Raw genomic sequence first — 17180 nt, 5'->3', positions numbered from 1 at the left:
CATGGCGTTCAAGGCCCGCGAATACTGGACGCTGACCAAGCCGCGCGTCGTCTCGCTGATCGTGTTCACCGCGCTGGTGGGCATGTTCCTGGCAGTGCCGGGACTGCCACCGTGGCGGGAAAGCGTGTTCGGCCTGCTGGGCATCTGGCTGGCGGCGGCATCGGCGGCGGCGATCAACCATCTGATCGACCAGCGCATCGACAAGGTCATGGCGCGCACCGCGCACCGGCCGCTGGCGACCGGCGCGCTGCGGCCGGTGCAGGTGCTGGTGTTCGCGCTCGCGCTGGGTGCGCTGTCGATGGCGATCCTGGTGCTGCTGGTGAACACGCTGACCGCAGTGCTGACCTTCGCCTCGCTGATCGGCTACGCGGTGATCTACACCGGCTGGCTCAAGCGCGCGACGCCGCAGAACATCGTCATCGGCGGCGTCGCCGGCGCCGCGCCGCCGCTGCTGGGATGGGCCGCGGTGACCAACATGCAGGGCGCTTGGGACTGGGCGCACGCGCTGCTGCTGGTGCTGATCATCTTCGTGTGGACGCCGCCGCACTTCTGGGCGCTCGCGATCTTCCGCCGCGACGATTACGCCCGCGCGCTGGTGCCGATGCTGCCGGTCACGCACGGCGTGGCCTACACGCGCTGGTCGATCCTGGTCTACACGGTGCTGCTGGTGGTGATCACCCTGCTGCCGGTCGCGATCGGCATGAGCGGGGTGTTCTATCTGGGCGGCGCGGTCGTGCTGGGTCTGGTGTTCCTCTGGTACGCGTGGCGCATGTTCGACCCGCCGGACGACTTCTTTCCGATGCGGATGTTCAACTACTCCGTCGTCTACCTGATGGCGCTGTTCGCGTTCCTGCTGATCGACCACTGGCTGATGCCGTGGCTGCCGGGCGCCGGTGCCGCCGGCGGGCTGGACTGGCAGCGCGTCGGCTGACGCATCGCGCTGCCGGGGCCGTGCGTCCTTGCGCTGCACCGGAGTTCCCCGAGGTTGGCCACCGTGAAATCAGCGGGGGGAAGCGCGTTGAGACGCCTCTGCATCCAGCGAGCGTCGCGTGGCAGCCTTGGCGCTTCCCGATGCGCGCACGATTCGCGGCTTGCACGTTGTGTGAGATACCGCGTGCGGACGCATCGTCACCGAACGGCACTGATCTGCTCCAGCGAAAGGAAGTGCTCCGCGCCGTCTCCGATCACCACGAGCTAGAGCAGGACCTCACGCGCATTGTCCGCCGGCAAGGTCTGCTCGATGACCGCGATCAGCCCGGCATCGTTCTCGGCGAAAGCGCACCGACGGGACAGGCCCGGCTGTGTCATCCAGCGAAGATGCGCCCAGGTCCGCCAGGCTGGCGAGAAGATCTTCGTGTATCGCGACGGCCGGTTCGCGTCCGAACGCGAGGGCATATCCGAACTGGTCGGCCAAGGCGGAGAACTCGCCCGCGCACAGCATGCGGCTTGCCTGCAGGCCGAGCGCCCAAGCGCCTCGGGCGTCATCTGGTCATCGGGAATGTTCATTGAGTGTCGGGCGCATCCGCGAAGACTCCGGTGCGCCGGCCAGCGCACCGGAGATGTGCCCTCAGGCCTTCTTTGTGGCCTTTTCGGCGCGCTTTTCCTTCAGGGTCTTGACCGGCTTCTTCTTGGTCTCTTTCTTCTTGTCGAGGCCTTTGGCCATCGTCGTGCTCCGCTGGTAACGCGTCGGGGCGGCGACGGAACACGGTTCCGCGCCGGGTTCGATCCGCGCCTTCCGGGCGGATCTGCACGCATCCTACGCCGGACGTGACGCTGCGCAGCAGCGTCCACCGGATCCCGCCGTCCGTCCATCGTGCGGACTCATGCGGGCGCGAGGCCGTTGCGCAGTGCGTGCGCCCAGTCCGGCGCACCGTGACGCTCGGCCAGGTGCGCCATCGATTCGAAGTCGTAGGCAACGTGCTGCAGGTCGGCCCGCCAGCCGTGGGCGTCGCGGGTCAGGACGGCGTAGCGCGCATGGGGCGAACCCGCTTCCACGACATACGGGGTGCCGCGTGTTTCCCGAAAGGCCTGCAGGCCGACGCTGCCCGGATTGACGACCAGCCGGCCATCTTCGAGCCGCATGGCGACAGGCAGATGCGTGTGACCGCAGGCGATCACCGGCGCGTCGATGTCGGGCAGGCGCGTCGCGATGCGTGCCGGCGTGTCCGCCACCATCCGCGCCTGTTCGATCGCATGCGCGAGTGGCGCCAGATCGCTGTCGGGCGTGCCGTGGCACAGCAGCGGGCCCTCGCGCAGTTGCAGCACCGGCGGCAGGCGCGCGATCCAGTGCCAGGCGTCGGCATCGAGCCGCGCCGCGGCGAAGCGGTCCGACGCGCTCTCGCCCACGCCGCGGTCACGCAGCGCGAGCAGTTGCCGTTCGTGGTTGCCGGCAATCGTCGGCCAGCCGACGTGCATCAGCCACCGCGCGGTCTCGGCCGGCAACAGCGGGCCGGAGACACAGTCGCCGAGATTGACGATGGCATCGACACCGGCCGACGCCAGCGCGTCGGCCACCGCTTCGAGCGCGGCGAGATTGCCGTGGATGTCGGACACCACGCCGAGTCGCACGACGCGGCGCCGCAGGTGCGATCAGCCGCCGGCGACGACCGCCGGGGTCGGCGTGGCCATCAGGCAGGCATCCGGATCGCCGTCGAGACCGGCCGGCATCTCGCAGGCGCGCGGTTCGAAATCGAGCGTGGCCTGCCATCCGTTTTTCTGGCCGGGCGTCAGCGCGACTTCGACGTCGACGTCGCGGATGGTCACGCGCGTGGTCTGCTGCGCGTCGCCGGCAACCGCCCAGCCGTCGAGCGTGCGCGACAGCGACGCGTCGAGCAGCCGGTTGTCGTCGAGCAGCTTGCGGGTCTGCGCGACCGCCTCGGGGTGATCGAGGGCGCCGCCGACCGGCTGGATGTTGACCCCGGTGAGCATGCCGCCGGTCTGTTCGAACACCACGCGATCGGCCGGCACCAGGATCTGTTGGCCATTGGGCAGGCGCAGGGTGACCTCGCGCGACTGGGCGATGGTGTGCTCGGCGGCCAGCACGCCGTTGGTTTGCGGCCAGGCCAGATCCACCTGTTCGGCAACGGGCGCGGCGAGGTCGATGTGCAACGGCTTGGCCAGCGCGGGCGGGGTGTCGATCTTCGCGCAGGCGGACAGTGCGAGCGTGGCGGACAGTGCGAGGCCGGCGCCGAGGCGGCGCGCGGACGGAAGGCGGTGGGAACGGAACATGGCGGAAGACCTGTCGGGGAAGGAAAGGACGGGGCACCGCGCCGGACCCGTCTGCGCGGACTCGGCGAAGCATGCGGTGCTGGAAGGACAGGTCGGAGACGCAGATGCGCCGGCCGTGCCGGTCGATCCCCCTGAAGCCGATCAGAACAGCGTGAAGGTTAAAGAATCGTCAGTGCGAAGTAAGCGCTATGTATCTGAAAACGCTTACATTCCATCACCGTGCGCTTTGCGCCAGCAGGTCGCGCAGCATCTGCTTGCCGGCCGCGTCGAGCGTGCCCTCTCGCTGCTGGCCCAGCAGGTCGTCGATCCGCTGCTGCAGCACCTGGCGGTCGAGCTGGCCGATCACGTCGCGCAATTCCTGCGCCCACGACACCTCGTCGCCGGCCAGTGCCTGCATCGCCAGCTTGCGCAGCGCCGGCGCCTCCTCGCGCTCGTCGAACTGTGACAGCAGCACGCCGGTGGTGATGTCCGGACGCACGCTGCCGATCGCGATGAGTTCGGTCAGCAGCTCGATGCCCGGCTGGCGCAGGGCGACGAAGGGATAGGGCGGCGGCAGCCCGGCGGCGAGGCCGGGCTTCTGCAGCAGCAGGGCGATCGCGTGGCGCACGAGGCTGCGCTTGGGCGGCGGTGCACCGCGCCCGCCACGCTGCATGCGCGGCGCCGCAGGCTGCGCGGCCGGGTTGGCGGCGCCGATTCCGGTGAGTTCGGACAGGCGCTGGCGCATCAGATCGGCGAAGGCGCCGTCGGGAATCTGTCCCAGCATCGGCTTTGCGCGCTCGGCCAGCCGCGCCTTGCCGTCGAGCGTCGACAGGTTGATGCCCTCGCCCAGCGTGTCGAAGAAGAACGTCGACAGCGGCGTGGCCTGCGCCAGGCGCGCCTCGAAACCGGCGGCGCCCTCGGTGCGCACGATGGTGTCCGGGTCCTCGCCGTCGGGCAGGAACAGGAAGAACGCCTGGCGACCGTCGCGCATGCGCGGCAGCACCGATTCCATCGCGCGCGTCGCCGCGCGGCGACCGGCGGCGTCGCCGTCGAAGCAGAAGAACACGTCGGGCGCGTTGCGGAACAGCAGCTCGGCATGGTCGGGCGTGGTCGCCGTGCCCAGGGTCGCGACCGCCTGCGGCACACCGAACTGGAACAGCGAGACCACGTCCATGTAACCCTCGACCACGACCAGCCGCTCGATCTTCTGGTTGGCCTGGCGCACCTGCCACAGGCCGTAGAGTTCGCGGCCCTTGTGGAACAGCGGCGTCTCGGGCGAGTTGAGGTACTTGGGCGAATCCTCGGGCTTGAGCACGCGTCCGCCGAATGCGATCACCCGGCCGCGGCGGTCGTGGATGGGGAAGATCACCCGGTCGCGGAACTTGTCGTAGCTGTGGCCGCGGTCGTTCTTCGACAGCAGCCCGACCTTCTCGAGCACCGCGATGCGACGCGGGTCGTCCTTGCCCAGCGCGTCCTTGAGCGAGGAGAAGCCGTCCGGCGCATAGCCGATGGCGAAGGTGTCGCGGATCGCGCCGTCCAGCCCGCGGCCGTCGAGATAGGCGCGGGCGCCGTCGTTGCCGGCGAGTGCGCGCACGAAGAAGCGCGATGCGGCATCGAGCGCGTCGTACATCGGGGCGCTGTCGGGCCGCGCCTCGCGCTGCTGGGTATCGCGCGGGATTTCCATGCCCGCGCGCTTGGCCAGCTCGTCGACTGCATCGAGGAACTCGAGGCGGTCGTAATTCATCAGGAAGCTGATGGCCGTGCCGTGCGCCCCGCAGCCGAAGCAGTGATAGAACTGCTTGGTCGGCGAGACGGTGAAGCTCGCCGAGCGCTCGTCATGGAAGGGGCAGCGCGACGCGTACTCCTTGCCCTGGCGCTTGAGCGGCACGCGCGCGTTGATCACCTCGACGATGTCGGTGCGCGCCAGCAGATCGTCGATGAAGGCGTCGGGGATGCGGGCCATCAGCAGGCGTCCCACGGGCGCGCGCGCGCCGCCGCACGCGCGGCGCGGACACGAAGGAATGGGGCGGAAACGACGCGGATCATGCGGGCGCTAGGATGCCATGCGCGGCCCGCGATCCCGCATCGACGATCCGTCAGGGCGCCGTGGGCGGCGGCGATTTGGCGAGTGCGGCCGCCTGCCGTTCGGCGCGCTGCTGCAATGCGCGCGAGACCGACGCGCGGCGGATGCGCTCGTCGATGACCGCCGTCAGCAGGGCGCCGACGAAGAAGATCGTCGCGGCGTAGTACATCCAGATCAGCAGGATCACCAGCGTGCCGAACGAGCCGTAGGCGCTGCCGGGCGCGGCGTGGGTGATGTACAGGCCGATGCCCCAGCGGCCCACGACGAACAGCACCGAGGTCACCACGCCGCCGAACAGCGCCTGACGCCAGCGCACGCGGCGGTCGGGCAGGTAGTGGTAGAGCAGGGCGAAGGCCAGCGAGTAGATCACCAGCATCAGCGTATTGCCGAGGAACGGCAGGATCGACGGCACGTTGGCGAAGATCACCTCCACCGCGGTGGTCATCAGCGTCGACACCAGCACCAGGAAGCCCAGCGCGAACACCACGCCGGCCGAGAACACGCGCTTGCGCAGGAACGCCATCAGCCCGCCGGGAATGCGGTCGCCGTCGGTGCGGAAGATCAGGTTCAAGGTGCCCTGCAGCTGCGCGAACACGACCGTGGCACCGACGAACAGCAGCAGCGTGCTCCAGATGCCGGCCAGCGAGCCTACGTCGGGCTGCTCGTTGGCGTTCTGGATCACGGTATCGGCGACGGTCATCGCACCTTCGCCGGCCAGTTCGGAGATCTGCTCGAGCAGGGCCTCCTGCGCTGCGGGATACAGCGACGCGGTGATCCAGAGCACCAGGATCAGCAGCGGGGCCAGCGAGACCAGCGTGTAGAACGACAGCGAAGCAGCCTGGGTCAGCAGGTCCGCATCGACGAAACGCTTGACCAGCGCGGCGGGCAGGCTGTCCTCGAACTTCTCCACGCCCTTGTCGACGCGGGTGCGCAGCCGCCCCCAGCGCGTGTGGCGGACCGGAGCATCCGGGTCGGGCAGATCCTGTGGCGATGTGGTCATGCGTGGCGTCGTCGTCAGGCCGTCTTCGCGGACGCATGCGTCCTTGCGGCGTTGCCGTCACCTTATGCATCGGGCCGTAGCCCGACGTGACGAACGCGGACGGGGAATCAGCCCGCGTCGCGCGCGAGCGCATGCAGCGCCGCGCCTTCGACGCGCTGCACCGTCCAGCCGTCCTGCGGCTGCGCGCCGAGTGCGCGGTAAAAGCCGATCGCCGGCGCGTTCCAGTCGAGCACGGTCCACTCGAAGCGCCCGCAGTCGCGCGCGACCGCGAGCGCGGCCAGATGCCGCATCAGCGCCAGGCCGATGCCACGGCTGCGGAACGCGGGCCGCACGAACAGGTCTTCCAGATACAGGCCGCGGCGCCCGAGGAAGGTCGAATAGGTGTGGAAGAACAACGCAAAACCGGCGGGCGCGCAATCGGCTTCGGCGATCACGACTTCGGCTGCGGGCGCATCGCCGAACAGCGACGCGGCGAGCAGCGCCTCGTCGGCGACGACGGCATCGGCGAGCTTCTCGTAATCCGCCAGTTCGCGGATCAGCGCCAGCACCAGCGGCACGTCGTCCCGACGTGCCGGGCGCAGCACGAGGCCGTCGGCGGGCATCAGCCCAGCGACTGCTTCACCAGGCGCGAGACCACGCCCATGTCGGCCTTGCCGGCCAGCTGCGGCTTGAGCACGCCCATCAGCTTGCCGATGTCGGCCGGGCCGGCGGCGCCGGTCTGCGCCTTGGCGGCTTCGATCGCGGCCAGGATCTCGGCCTCGCCGAGCTTCTCGGGCAGGTAGCGCTCGATGACGACGATCTCGTCGCGCTCGACCTGGGCCAGATCCTCGCGGGCGGCCGCTTCGTACTGGCTCACCGAGTCGCGGCGCTGCTTGACCATCTTCTCCAGCACTGCCAGCACGGCGGCGTCGTCGAGCTCGACGCGCTCGTCGACTTCGCGCTGCTTCACCGAGGCCAGCATCAGGCGCACCACGCCCAGCGTGTGCTTGTCGCCGCCCTTCATCGCGGCCTTCATGTCGTCGGTGAGTCGGAGCTTCAGGGACATGGATCGATCTCCATCGGAACGGGTGGCCGCGATGCCCGGCATCACGGGAACGACAAAAAGCCGGCGGCGCAGAGCGCTGCCGGCTTTCGCATCATCAAACGATCTAACCGGACGGCTGTCCGGCGCGCGCCGATCAGTACAGGCGCTTGCGCTTGGTGACGTCGCGCGAGACGCGACGCGACTGACGCTTCACAGCGGCAGCGGCCTTGCGCTTGCGCTCCTGGGTCGGCTTCTCGTAGAACTCGCGCTTGCGGGTTTCGGCGAGCACGCCTGCCTTCTCGCAGGTGCGCTTGAAACGACGCAGCGCAAACTCGAAGGGCTCGTTTTCGCGGACTTTGACGCTGGGCATGAAATCTCCGGGGATCTGAAACCCGACCTGATCGGGCCGGATCGACGCTTAGCGAATTCTGGGTGTGCCGGGCACGAGGTCCCGGTGAGCCGCGTATCATAGCCGCCTCCCGACGGCCGGTGCAAGTCGCCGGGTGTCCGCCCGCTTCGAAAGGTCCCGCCATGAAAGTCCTCGGCATCGAAACCTCCTGCGACGAGACCGGCGTGGCCGTCTACGACACCGCGGCCGGCGGCGCGGCGGGCCTGCGTGCGCACGCGGTCTACAGCCAGATCGCGCTGCACGCCGAGTACGGCGGCGTGGTGCCCGAACTCGCCAGCCGCGACCACGTGCGCAAACTCCTGCCGCTGATCCGCCAGACCCTGGCCGAGGCCGGCCTGTCGACGCGCGATCTCGACGGCGTGGCCTATACCGCCGGCCCCGGCCTGGTGGGCGCGCTGCTGGTGGGCGCCGGCGTCGCACGCTCGCTGGCCTGGGCGCTGGACGTGCCGGCGATCGGCGTGCACCACATGGAAGGCCATCTGCTGGCGCCGCTGATGGAGGACGATCCGCCGGACGCGCCCTTCGTTGCGCTGCTGGTCTCAGGTGGCCACACGCAGCTGGTCGCGGTCGATGCGATCGGCGTCTACCGGCTGCTCGGCGAGACGCTCGACGATGCCGCGGGCGAGGCCTTCGACAAGACCGCCAAGCTGATGGGTCTGCCATATCCGGGTGGCCCGCAGCTCGCGGCGCTGGCGCAGACCGGCACGCCCGGCGTATTCAATTTTCCGCGGCCGATGACCACGCGTCCGGGCCTGGATTTCAGTTTCAGCGGCCTGAAGACCCAGGTGCTGCTGGCCTGGCGCGGCAGCGACCAGAGCGATGCGACGAAGGCCGACATCGCCCGCGGCTTCGAGGACGCGGTGGTCGACACGCTGGCCATCAAGTGCGCGCGCGCGCTGGATGCGACCGGTTGCGACACGCTGGTCGTCGCCGGCGGCGTCGGTGCGAACACGCGTCTGCGCGAGAAGCTGCGCGCCGACGCGCAGCGTCGCGGCGGCCGCGTGTGTTTCCCGCGTCCGGCGCTGTGCACCGACAACGGCGCGATGATCGCGTTCGCCGGCGCGCTGCGTCTGGAGGCCGGGCAGCACGGCGACGCCGCAGTGCACGTGGTGCCGCGCTGGGATATGGCGTCGCTGCCGCCGGTGGCGGCGGCCGTGTAATTGGTAATTGGTGATTGGTGATTGGTGATGCGTAGGAGCGCACGGTCGCGAGCGTGATGTTTCCACGCGGATCGACGGGCTAAGCTGTTGCCGTTGCTGTTTCAAATCACCCATCACGAATCCCCAATCACGGCTCCCCATGGACCACGTCTTCATCGAAGGCCTCGAGATCGAGGCGCTGATCGGCATCTACGACTGGGAGCGGCGCATCCGCCAGCCGCTGGTGTTCGATCTGGAAATGGCGTTCGACAACCGCGTGCCCGCGGCCAGCGACGACATTGCCCATACTCTCGATTACAAGGCCGTCAGCAAGCGTCTGATCGACTACGTGTCGGCGTCGGAATTCGGTCTCGTCGAAACGCTCGCGGAGCGTTGCGCGGCGATCGTGATCGAGGAGTTCAAGGTCGAACGGGTACGATTGAAGCTCAGCAAGCCGGGCGCGGTGCGTGGTGCACGCGCGGTCGGCGTATCCATCGAACGTACACGCCGGGCCTGATCGACGCGAAGCCTGGCCGCGCCATTTCCGGCGCCGGAACAGGAGATTCCCGCACGATGCAGCAGCAGCTCGAACAGCTCCAGGACATCCTCGCCCCATATCCCTGGGCCTATACCGTCACGGTGCTGTGCGCACTGCTCGTACTGGCCTGGCTGGCCAACTTCGTCACCAAGCGCGTGCTGGTGCGCGGGCTCAAACGTGTCCTGATGCGCACGCCGCTCGGCGGCGCGGAGCACGACCACGAAGTGCGTCTGCAGATCATTCCGCGCCTGGCCAATGTGGTGCCGGCGCTGGTGATCTCGGCCGGCATTTCGATCGTGCCGGATCTGCCGCCGCAGCTGGTGACCGTGGTCAAGGCGCTGTGCCAGGTGTTCGTCGTGGTGACCATCGCGCTCGCCGTGTCGAAGGCGCTCGACGCCATCAACCGCGGCTATGAGCGACGCCCCGAGGCGCGCAACAAGCCGATCAAGGGTTATTTCCAGGTCGCCAAGATCATCATGTTCGTGCTGGTCGGCATTTCGGCCGTCGCCACGCTGATCGGCGCGGAGTTCCTGCACATCGTCACCGGCCTGGGCGCGATGACCGCAGTGCTGATGCTGATCTTCCAGGACACCATCCTGTCGCTGGTGGCCAGCGTGCAGATCAGCAACGACGGCCGCGTGCGCGTGGGTGACTGGATCGAGATGCCCGGCCAGAACGCCGACGGCGACGTCATCGACATCGCGCTGCACACCGTCACGGTGCGCAACTGGGACCGCACCGTCACCACGGTGCCGACCAAGAAGCTGGTCAGCGACAGCTTCAAGAACTGGCGCCACATGTCCGAAGGCGGCGGCCGCCGCATCAAGCGTGCGCTGCACCTCGACCAGCACAGCGTGCGCTTCCTGGAACCCGAGGAGATCGAGCGCTTCCGGCGCTTCAGCCTGCTCGACGGTTACCTCGACAGGAAAGAGCAGGAACTGCAGAACTGGAACGCGCGCTTAGCCGAAGCCGGCGCCGAGCCGGTCAACCAGCGCCGGGTCACAAACTTGGGCACGTTCCGCGCCTACGTCGAGCACTACCTGCGCAACCACCCCGGCATCAACCAGGATCTGACGATGCTGGTGCGCCAGCAGCAGCCCACCGAGATGGGCCTGCCGCTGGAGATCTGGGCGTTTACGTCGAGCACGGCCTGGAGCGTCTACGAGGGCATCCAGTCGGACATCTTCGACCACATGCTGGCGATCCTGCCGGAGTTCGGGTTGCGCGTGTTCCAGGCGCACAGCGACGCCCCGCTGGACGTGCGCCTGCACCCGGCGCCGGGTGCCGATGCGACGCCTGCAGCGCTGCAGCGGGCCGCACCGCCGATGCCGGCGCTCGACGCCGGCTGACCTCACCTGACGCCTCGCGCGAATGCGGGGCAATCGGCGATCATGGCGCCCCCACCGGAGCGCGCCATGTCCATCGCCCTGCTGAGCCTCGGCAGCAACGTCGAGCCCGAAACGCATCTGCGCAGCGCGATCGCCGCCCTGCGCGCGCGGTTCGAGGACGTCGTGGTGTCCGCGGTCTACCGCTTTCCCGCGGTGGGCTACTCGGGGCCGGATTTCCTCAACGCCGCGGCCACGGTGCGCACCGATCTCGATGCCGGAGCGCTCAATACCTGGCTGCATGCGCTGGAAGATGCGCACGGCCGCGACCGCAGCGGCCCGCGCTTCGGTGACCGCACGCTCGACATCGACATCGTGCTGTTCGACGACGCGGTGCTGAGCGGTGCGGGCAACCTGCGGATTCCCCGCGACGAGTTGCGCCATGCCTTCGTGCTGCGACCGGCGGCGGAGATCGTGCCGGACTGGCGACACCCGGTCGAAGGCGCGACGCTGGCGGCACTGTGGGATGCGCATCCCGATCGCCGCGCGGCGTTCGCGCGGGTCGACGGACTCGACGTGGCGGCCGCCTGATGCGGGACGCCGGCGCGCCTGCGCTGCGGATTCTCGGCACCGGCTGCCACCATCCGGCGCACCGCGTCGCATCGACCGACTTCGACACACGGCTGGGTCTGCCGCCCGGCAGCAGTGAAGCCGCGACCGGCGTGACCGAGCGCGGCGTGGCGGCCGACGACGAGACCGCGTCGGCGATGGCGGCGCGTGCGGCCGAGGCCGCGCTGCACGCCGCGGGCCTCGACGGACGTGATCTCGATGCCATCGTCTCGACCTGCGCGGTCATGGAGCAGCCGATTCCCTGCCAGGCCGCGCTGGTGCAACGCGCGTTGGGGCTGGGGGCGTCGGGCATTCCGGCGTTCGACCTCAATGCGACCTGCCTCGGCTTTCTGGTCGCGCTGGATCTGGTCGCCGCGGCGATCGCCACCGGCCGCTGGCGCCGCGTGCTCGTCGTCGCCAGTGAAGTGCCCTCGCGCGGCCTGCGCGCCGACGATCCGATGACCGCGCCGCTGTTCGGTGACGGCGCCGCGGCCGCGGTGCTGGGCGCGGCCGAGGCGGGCGATGCGTCGGCACTGCTGGCCTGGCGCATGGAAACCCGCGCCGACCACGCCGAGGCCTGCCGCATCCGCGGCGGCGGCACGCGCATCGCGCCCGGCGATCCGCGCAACGACGACCGCGACGCCTACCGCTTCGAAATGGATGGCCCCGCGACGTTCCGCGCCGCAGGCCGCCATATGCCGCGGCTGCTCGCGCAACTGCTCGACACGGCGGGCCTCGCGCTGGGCGACATCGACTGCGTGGTGCCGCACCAGGCCTCGGGCGGCGGACTCGACCGGATCGTGCGCGCGCTGCGTCTGCCGGACGCGCGCACCGTGCGCATCCTCGGGCGGCACGGCAACCAGGTCGCGGCCTCGCTGCCGCACGCGCTGCATCACGCGATCGACAGCGGCCGCCTGCAGCGCGGACAGACCTGCCTGCTGCTCGGCACCGGCGCCGGCCTGTCGCTGGGCGGCGCGGTGTTGCGCTACTGACATGCGCGTCGCGCTGACCCTGCTCGAGGTCGGACAGTGCCGCCACTGCGAGCGCGTCACGCTGGCCGGTGGCACCTGGCGCAACGTCGCGTTCCCGTCCATGGTCGCGCTGATCGTGCACCCGACCGAAGGCGCGATCCTCTACGACACCGGCTACGCGCCGCATTTCATGGACGCGACGCAGGGATTTCCCGAACGCCTGTACCGCTGGGCGACGCCGGTCGAGCTGCCGCCGGCGCAGCGGCTGGACGTGCAGCTCGCCGCGCACGGACTGCAGCCGTCCGACATCCGCTGGTGCGTGGTCTCGCATTTCCACGCCGACCACATCGCAGGGCTGCGCGACCTGCCGAATGCGCGCTTTGTGTGCATGCGCGAGGACCTCGACGCGATGCGCGCGATGTCGCGCCTCACCGGTCTGCGCAACGGCTGGCTGCCGGCCCTGCTGCCCGACACGTTCGACGCGCGCGTGCGGTATGCGGGCGACGGCGTGGCGCGCGCACTGCCGGCACCGTGGACCGCGCTGGGCGACGGCATCGACCTGTTCGGCGACGGCAGTCTGTTCGCGGTCGCGTTGCCGGGCCACGCGCCGCGCCAGCTCGGCCTGTGCCTGCGCGATACCCACGATCGCAGCGTCCTGCTGTGTGCCGACGCCTGCTGGTCGCACCGCACGTTCCGCGAGCATCGTCTGCCGACCTGGCCGGCGCGGCTGGTCACGCACGACTGGCCGGCCTACGTGCGGACCGTCGAGCGCCTGCACCGGTTGACGACGACCGCGCCCGAGGTCGCGATCGTGCCTTCGCATTGCCGCGAGAGCATCGCCGCGTATCGCAGTGCGCACGAGCCTGGAGGTCGTGCATGCGCATCCTCGTGACCGGCGCGTCGGGCTTCGTCGGTGGCGCGTTCCTGCGTCGCCACGCCGGCCGCGCGGACCTGCAGATGACCGGCACCGGACGACGCGAGACGGAGCTGCCGGGCTACATCCGCTGCGATCTCAGCCGCCCCTTCGATCTGCCGGTGCGCCCGGACGTAGTGATCCACGCAGCCGCGCGTTCGTCGCCATGGGGCACGCGCGCCGAATACACCGCGCAGAACGTGGACGCCACGCGTCACGTCATCGAGTTCTGCCGCCGCAACGGGCTGCCGCGCCTGGTCTATCTGTCCTCGAGCTCGGTGTTCTACCGCGAGGCGCACCAGCTCGGCCTGCGCGAGGACAGTCCGGTCGGCCCGGATTTCGTCAACACCTATGCGCAGACCAAGTACGCCGGCGAGCGGCTGGTGCGCGACTATCCGGGCGAGCACGTCATCGTGCGGCCGCGCGCGGTGTTCGGCGTCGGCGACACGGTGCTGTTCCCGCGCATCCTCGAAGCCGCGCGTCGCGGCGCGCTGCCGCTGTTCACCGGACAGGACCGGCCGGTGATCGGCGATCTGATCCAGATCGACACGCTATCGGACTACCTGCTGCGCGTGGCGACGATGGACCGGCCGGCCGACAGCTACAACCTGACCAACGCGCAGCCGGTCGACATCCAGGCGCTGCTGCTCGACGTGCTGGCGCGCCTGGACCTGCCGCCGCCCACGCGCCGGGTGCGCATCGGCGCGGCGTTGCGCATGGCAACCGTTGCCGAATGGCTGTGGCGGGGCTTGCGCCTGCGCGGCGAGCCACCGCTGACTCGCTTCGGTGTCGGCGTGTTCGCCTATTCCAAGACCTTTGACCCGGCGCGCATGCTCGCCGACCTCGGCCCGCCAAGCGTGTCGATCGCCACCGGTATCGACGATTTCGTCGCCTGGCAGCGGGCGCAGTGGGCGGGCTGAGCGTCGCCACGTGGTGCGCCGGCGCGTATGCCGTGCTGCTGGCGGTGCGCGCGCTGTGTGCGTGGCGCGAACTCCGCCGCCAGCAGGCCGCGCCGGTGGATCACGACGCGGTTCGCATGCGCGATGTCGCCGTGCTGCAACCGATCCTCGGTGGCGATCCGCGCCTGCCCGACGTGCTCGGCGCCACGCTGGCGGCACTGCCGCAGGCGCAGTTCCACTGGCTCGTCGACACCGACGATGCGGCCGGACGCTGGGCGGTCGCGCGTCTGCGCGCCGCGCACCCGCAGGTCGCGATCCGGGTCCATGAGAATCCGCCGGCGCCGGATGGCACGAATCCCAAGACCTTCAAGCTCGATCGCGCGCTGCCACAGGTCGACGCGCCCGTCTGCCTCGTGCTGGATGACGACGCGACGCTGTCGGCCGACGCGCTTGCGCGGCTGGTGTCGGCACTCGACCGGGCCGACATCGCCACCGCGTTGCCGGGCTATGTCGCCGCGGGTGAGCGCCTGCCCGGGCGCCTGCTCGCGCAGTTCGTCAACGACAACGCCGCGCTGACGTATCTGGCGCCGCTGGCGTTGGCGCCGCCGGTGTCGATCAACGGCATGTGCTACGCGCTGCGCACCGGTCGGCTGCGCGCGCTGGGCGGGTTCGCGCCGTTGCTGCATGCGCTCGCCGACGACCTGGCGATGGCCGACCACGTACGCGCGCACGGCGGTCGCATCGCGCAGACCATCGCGCCGGTCCGCGTGCGCACCAGCGTCGACGATGCGGCGCACTACGTCCGCCAGATGCATCGCTGGATGCTGTTCGCGACCTTGCTGCTGCGCCGGCAGCCGGTGTCGATGCGCCTGACCATCGGCGTGCTGCACGGCCTGCCGCCGCTGCTGCTGTGGGCGATGGGCGTGGGGCTGGTGCTGCAGCCGGACTGGGGCGGCCTGACCAGCGTCGCCGGAGTGCTCATGCTGCGGGCGGGGGTGCCCTGGATGCTGCAGGACGCACTCGGCGCGCCAGCGCCGCAGCGCCCGGTGCTGTCGGTATGGTCGGAACTGCTGCAGCCGCTGCACCTGCTGCATGCGTGCTACGTGCGCACGATCCGCTGGCGCAGCCGACGCTATCGCGTGCGGGCCGATGGGGGCTTCCGTGCCGTCTGATCCCGCGCCCGTCCGCATCGCGTTCCTCACCGGACGCAGCGATCCCGCGCGCTGCGGTCTGAGTGCTCAGCAGCAGGCATTCCTCGACGCGCTGGCGGGACCGGGCCGCGCGATGGTCGACCGCAATTTTCCCTATGTGACGCCACGCGCAGGCCATGTACCGGTCGCGCTGCCGCTGGCGGCGTTCCGCAATGCGCACGACTACCTCGGTTCGCGTCGCGCCGTCTTTGCACGCCATCACCGTACATCGGTGGTGGAAGCACTCGACGGTCCCGGCGGGACCGTCGTGCTCGCCGGCAGCTGCGGACTCGAACTGCTGGCCAATCTGCAGCTGCCGGTCGAGCTGCGCGCGCGTCTGCACGTGTTCGCCTACGGGCCGGTGGCGCGGCGCGCACCCGAGGTCGCGCGCCTGCTGTGCGTGCAGGGCCGCACCGACTGGATCTCGCGCTCGGGCTGGCGCGGGCCGGTGCAGCGCGTCGATGCCGGCCATATGGACTACCTGCGCCAGCCCGAGGTGCTGCGGCTGTGCGAGGCCTTCATCCGGGCGACGCCATGCGCATCGACCTGATCGCGCCGCCCTACAGCGGCCACCTGCATCCGGTGCTGGCGATGGCCTGCGAACTCGCGCGTGCGCATGAGGTGCGCGTGCTGTCGACGCCTTCGGCGATGGCGCAGGTGGCGCGCGCCGGACTGGTGGGTGTGCCGCTGCTGGATGCGGATGCCGAACGCACGCTCGACGCCATTTCCGATCCGCGTCACGCGGTGCGCAACCATCCGCTGCGCATGCACCGGCAGCTGCGCGCCGCGCTCGATGTCATGGCGCGATTCGCCGATGCCCTGCGGGCGCTGTACGCCCGGCCGGACACGCGTCCCGACCTGGTCATCGCCGACTTCACCGTGCCGGCAGCCGGCGCGGTCGCGCGGGCGCTCGGCATCCGCTGGTGGACCAGTCTGCCGTCGCCGTGCGTGCTCGAAGCCTCCGACGGTCCGCCGGCCTACATGGGCGGGCTGTCGCCGGGCACACATGCCGGCACGCGACTGCGGCACGCACTGGCGCGCATCGCGACACGTGTCTTCAAACGCTGCGTGCATCGCGTCCATCGCACGCGCATGGCGGCACTCGGCCTGCCGCGGCTGTATCGGCGCGACGGCAGCGAGGCGGTCTATTCGCCGGGACAGATTCTCGCGCTGGGCGTCGAGGCGCTCGAGTTTCCGCGCACCTGGCCGCCGGCGCTGCGCTTCATCGGCCCGCGGCTGCCTGCATTGGGGGAGGACACGCCCTGGCTGACGCCGCGCGCCGCGCCCCGGTTCGTCGCGGGCCGCCGGCACGTGCTGGTGACGCTGGGCACCCATCTGCGATGGGCCAAAGACGCGTTCGACGCGCGCCTGCGCGCGCTGGCCGTGGCGATGCCGGACATCGAATTCCATTTCACCGACGGCGACGCCGCGGCCGCGCACCACGCGCACCTTGGCAACCACCAGCGACTGGCCTACGTCGACTACGCGCGCTGGGTGCACCGCTACGACCTGGTGGTGCACCACGGTGGTGCCGGCATCCTCTACCAGTGCTTGGCCGCGGCACGTCCGGCGATCGTCTGTCCGCAGGACTACGACCAGTTCGACCACGCCGCGCGCCTGCAGCACGCGCGCGCCGCCCTGTGGCTGCGCGACCCCGCCGGGCTGGAGCCCGCGGTACGCCGCGCCTTCGCCGAGCCGGCCCTGTTCGCGGGGCTGCCCGCGCTGCAGGCCGCGGTGCGCGCGACGGTCGCCACGCATCCGTTGGTCACGTTGGTCGCCGACGACACGTCGAGGTAGTGCCCGAGGCAGGAAGTGACGTCTGTCACTGGGCGGCGCGCCCGGCGCGCACCATCATCCGCTCGACGCCCGCGTG

General features: G+C 70.2%; 19 protein-coding genes. 11 read left to right on the top strand and 8 right to left on the bottom strand.

Annotated features, from left to right (window positions below):
- Window position 1: 1 nt before the first annotated feature.
- A complete protein-coding gene (gene cyoE, locus E2F49_RS10600) occupies window positions 2–931 on the top strand; it encodes a heme o synthase (protein WP_055251148.1) in 930 nt (309 codons plus the stop codon).
- A gap of 263 nt (window positions 932–1194) precedes the next feature.
- On the opposite strand, the gene E2F49_RS10595 is transcribed toward cyoE, so the two are convergent.
- The 8 genes from E2F49_RS10595 to rpsU form a co-directional block, all read right to left on the bottom strand.
- Complete coding sequence (locus tag E2F49_RS10595; protein WP_133393855.1) at window positions 1195–1506, bottom strand: hypothetical protein; 312 nt, start codon at window positions 1504–1506, stop codon at window positions 1195–1197.
- A gap of 315 nt (window positions 1507–1821) precedes the next feature.
- Complete coding sequence (locus E2F49_RS10590; RefSeq protein WP_133393854.1) at window positions 1822–2568, bottom strand: metallophosphoesterase family protein; 747 nt, start codon at window positions 2566–2568, stop codon at window positions 1822–1824.
- 21 nt (window positions 2569–2589) lie between these two features.
- The gene (locus E2F49_RS10585; protein ID WP_133393853.1) at window positions 2590–3228 is read right to left on the bottom strand and encodes a hypothetical protein; all 639 of its coding nucleotides are present in this window, start codon (window positions 3226–3228) and stop codon (window positions 2590–2592) included.
- Window positions 3229–3442: 214 nt separating this feature from the next.
- Window positions 3443–5170 (bottom strand): DNA primase, encoded by a 1728-nt coding sequence (gene dnaG, locus E2F49_RS10580; RefSeq protein ID WP_133393852.1) that lies wholly within the window; start codon window positions 5168–5170, stop codon window positions 3443–3445.
- Between the two features lie 133 nt (window positions 5171–5303).
- The gene (locus tag E2F49_RS10575) at window positions 5304–6290 is read right to left on the bottom strand and encodes a YihY/virulence factor BrkB family protein (RefSeq protein ID WP_133393851.1); all 987 of its coding nucleotides are present in this window, start codon (window positions 6288–6290) and stop codon (window positions 5304–5306) included.
- Between the two features lie 107 nt (window positions 6291–6397).
- Window positions 6398–6892, bottom strand: coding sequence for a GNAT family N-acetyltransferase (locus tag E2F49_RS10570; RefSeq protein ID WP_133393850.1), 495 nt, complete (start codon window positions 6890–6892; stop codon window positions 6398–6400).
- Entirely contained in the window at window positions 6892–7335 is a 444-nt protein-coding gene (locus E2F49_RS10565; RefSeq protein WP_133393849.1) for a GatB/YqeY domain-containing protein, read from the bottom strand. Before E2F49_RS10565 ends, E2F49_RS10570 begins: the two co-directional genes overlap by 1 nt.
- A gap of 133 nt (window positions 7336–7468) precedes the next feature.
- The gene (rpsU, locus tag E2F49_RS10560; RefSeq protein WP_055251159.1) at window positions 7469–7684 is read right to left on the bottom strand and encodes a 30S ribosomal protein S21; all 216 of its coding nucleotides are present in this window, start codon (window positions 7682–7684) and stop codon (window positions 7469–7471) included.
- Between the two features lie 161 nt (window positions 7685–7845).
- On the opposite strand from rpsU, the gene tsaD reads away from it, so the two are divergent.
- From tsaD to E2F49_RS10510, 10 genes are all read left to right on the top strand, one after another.
- Window positions 7846–8883 carry a tRNA (adenosine(37)-N6)-threonylcarbamoyltransferase complex transferase subunit TsaD gene (gene tsaD / locus E2F49_RS10555; protein WP_133393848.1) on the top strand — a complete coding sequence of 346 codons (1038 nt, stop codon included), beginning with the start codon at window positions 7846–7848 and terminating at the stop codon, window positions 8881–8883.
- Between the two features lie 139 nt (window positions 8884–9022).
- Window positions 9023–9379, top strand: coding sequence for a dihydroneopterin aldolase (gene folB / locus E2F49_RS10550; RefSeq protein ID WP_133393847.1), 357 nt, complete (start codon window positions 9023–9025; stop codon window positions 9377–9379).
- Between the two features lie 56 nt (window positions 9380–9435).
- Window positions 9436–10749, top strand: coding sequence for a mechanosensitive ion channel family protein (locus E2F49_RS10545; protein WP_133393846.1), 1314 nt, complete (start codon window positions 9436–9438; stop codon window positions 10747–10749).
- 66 nt (window positions 10750–10815) lie between these two features.
- Window positions 10816–11316 (top strand): 2-amino-4-hydroxy-6-hydroxymethyldihydropteridine diphosphokinase, encoded by a 501-nt coding sequence (gene folK / locus E2F49_RS10540; protein ID WP_133393845.1) that lies wholly within the window; start codon window positions 10816–10818, stop codon window positions 11314–11316.
- Window positions 11316–12326: a 3-oxoacyl-[acyl-carrier-protein] synthase III C-terminal domain-containing protein gene (locus tag E2F49_RS10535; RefSeq protein WP_133393844.1), complete on the top strand. Its 1011-nt coding sequence runs from the start codon at window positions 11316–11318 to the stop codon at window positions 12324–12326. The genes folK and E2F49_RS10535 overlap by 1 nt, the downstream gene beginning before the upstream one ends.
- Before the next feature lies 1 nt (window position 12327).
- Window positions 12328–13197 (top strand): MBL fold metallo-hydrolase, encoded by an 870-nt coding sequence (locus tag E2F49_RS10530; RefSeq protein WP_133393843.1) that lies wholly within the window; start codon window positions 12328–12330, stop codon window positions 13195–13197.
- The gene (locus E2F49_RS10525; protein WP_133393842.1) at window positions 13182–14138 is read left to right on the top strand and encodes an NAD-dependent epimerase/dehydratase family protein; all 957 of its coding nucleotides are present in this window, start codon (window positions 13182–13184) and stop codon (window positions 14136–14138) included. The genes E2F49_RS10530 and E2F49_RS10525 overlap by 16 nt, the downstream gene beginning before the upstream one ends.
- The gene (locus tag E2F49_RS10520; protein WP_243713571.1) at window positions 14126–15289 is read left to right on the top strand and encodes a glycosyltransferase family 2 protein; all 1164 of its coding nucleotides are present in this window, start codon (window positions 14126–14128) and stop codon (window positions 15287–15289) included. The genes E2F49_RS10525 and E2F49_RS10520 overlap by 13 nt, the downstream gene beginning before the upstream one ends.
- Complete coding sequence (locus E2F49_RS10515) at window positions 15267–15857, top strand: hypothetical protein (RefSeq protein ID WP_133393840.1); 591 nt, start codon at window positions 15267–15269, stop codon at window positions 15855–15857. Before E2F49_RS10520 ends, E2F49_RS10515 begins: the two co-directional genes overlap by 23 nt.
- Window positions 15842–17104, top strand: coding sequence for a glycosyltransferase (locus E2F49_RS10510; protein ID WP_133393839.1), 1263 nt, complete (start codon window positions 15842–15844; stop codon window positions 17102–17104). The genes E2F49_RS10515 and E2F49_RS10510 overlap by 16 nt, the downstream gene beginning before the upstream one ends.
- Window positions 17105–17180 lie beyond the last annotated feature (76 nt).

The sequence above is a fragment of the Luteimonas terrae genome (genome assembly GCF_004358165.1).
Lineage (GTDB): Bacteria > Pseudomonadota > Gammaproteobacteria > Xanthomonadales > Xanthomonadaceae > Luteimonas > Luteimonas terrae.
Note: the sequence above shows the minus strand (reverse complement) of the source record. Positions and strands in the feature narration are given on the sequence as shown.

Bases quoted from the DNA above. Each gene is read 5' to 3' on its own strand.
- E2F49_RS10530 (WP_133393843.1), top strand. From the start codon at position 12,328: ATGCGCGTCGCGCTGACCCTGCTCGAGGTCGGACAGTGCCGCCACTGC.
- tsaD (WP_133393848.1), top strand. From the start codon at position 7,846: ATGAAAGTCCTCGGCATCGAAACCTCCTGCGACGAGACCGGCGTGGCC.
- E2F49_RS10535 (WP_133393844.1), top strand. From the start codon at position 11,316: ATGCGGGACGCCGGCGCGCCTGCGCTGCGGATTCTCGGCACCGGCTGC.
- rpsU (WP_055251159.1), bottom strand. From the start codon at position 7,684: ATGCCCAGCGTCAAAGTCCGCGAAAACGAGCCCTTCGAGTTTGCGCTG.
- E2F49_RS10510 (WP_133393839.1), top strand. From the start codon at position 15,842: ATGCGCATCGACCTGATCGCGCCGCCCTACAGCGGCCACCTGCATCCG.
- folK (WP_133393845.1), top strand. From the start codon at position 10,816: ATGTCCATCGCCCTGCTGAGCCTCGGCAGCAACGTCGAGCCCGAAACG.
- E2F49_RS10585 (WP_133393853.1), bottom strand. From the start codon at position 3,228: ATGTTCCGTTCCCACCGCCTTCCGTCCGCGCGCCGCCTCGGCGCCGGC.
- E2F49_RS10570 (WP_133393850.1), bottom strand. From the start codon at position 6,892: ATGCCCGCCGACGGCCTCGTGCTGCGCCCGGCACGTCGGGACGACGTG.
- cyoE (WP_055251148.1), top strand. From the start codon at position 2: ATGGCGTTCAAGGCCCGCGAATACTGGACGCTGACCAAGCCGCGCGTC.
- E2F49_RS10575 (WP_133393851.1), bottom strand. From the start codon at position 6,290: ATGACCACATCGCCACAGGATCTGCCCGACCCGGATGCTCCGGTCCGC.
- folB (WP_133393847.1), top strand. From the start codon at position 9,023: ATGGACCACGTCTTCATCGAAGGCCTCGAGATCGAGGCGCTGATCGGC.
- E2F49_RS10525 (WP_133393842.1), top strand. From the start codon at position 13,182: ATGCGCATCCTCGTGACCGGCGCGTCGGGCTTCGTCGGTGGCGCGTTC.
- E2F49_RS10565 (WP_133393849.1), bottom strand. From the start codon at position 7,335: ATGTCCCTGAAGCTCCGACTCACCGACGACATGAAGGCCGCGATGAAG.
- E2F49_RS10595 (WP_133393855.1), bottom strand. From the start codon at position 1,506: ATGAACATTCCCGATGACCAGATGACGCCCGAGGCGCTTGGGCGCTCG.
- dnaG (WP_133393852.1), bottom strand. From the start codon at position 5,170: ATGGCCCGCATCCCCGACGCCTTCATCGACGATCTGCTGGCGCGCACC.
- E2F49_RS10545 (WP_133393846.1), top strand. From the start codon at position 9,436: ATGCAGCAGCAGCTCGAACAGCTCCAGGACATCCTCGCCCCATATCCC.
- E2F49_RS10515 (WP_133393840.1), top strand. From the start codon at position 15,267: ATGGGGGCTTCCGTGCCGTCTGATCCCGCGCCCGTCCGCATCGCGTTC.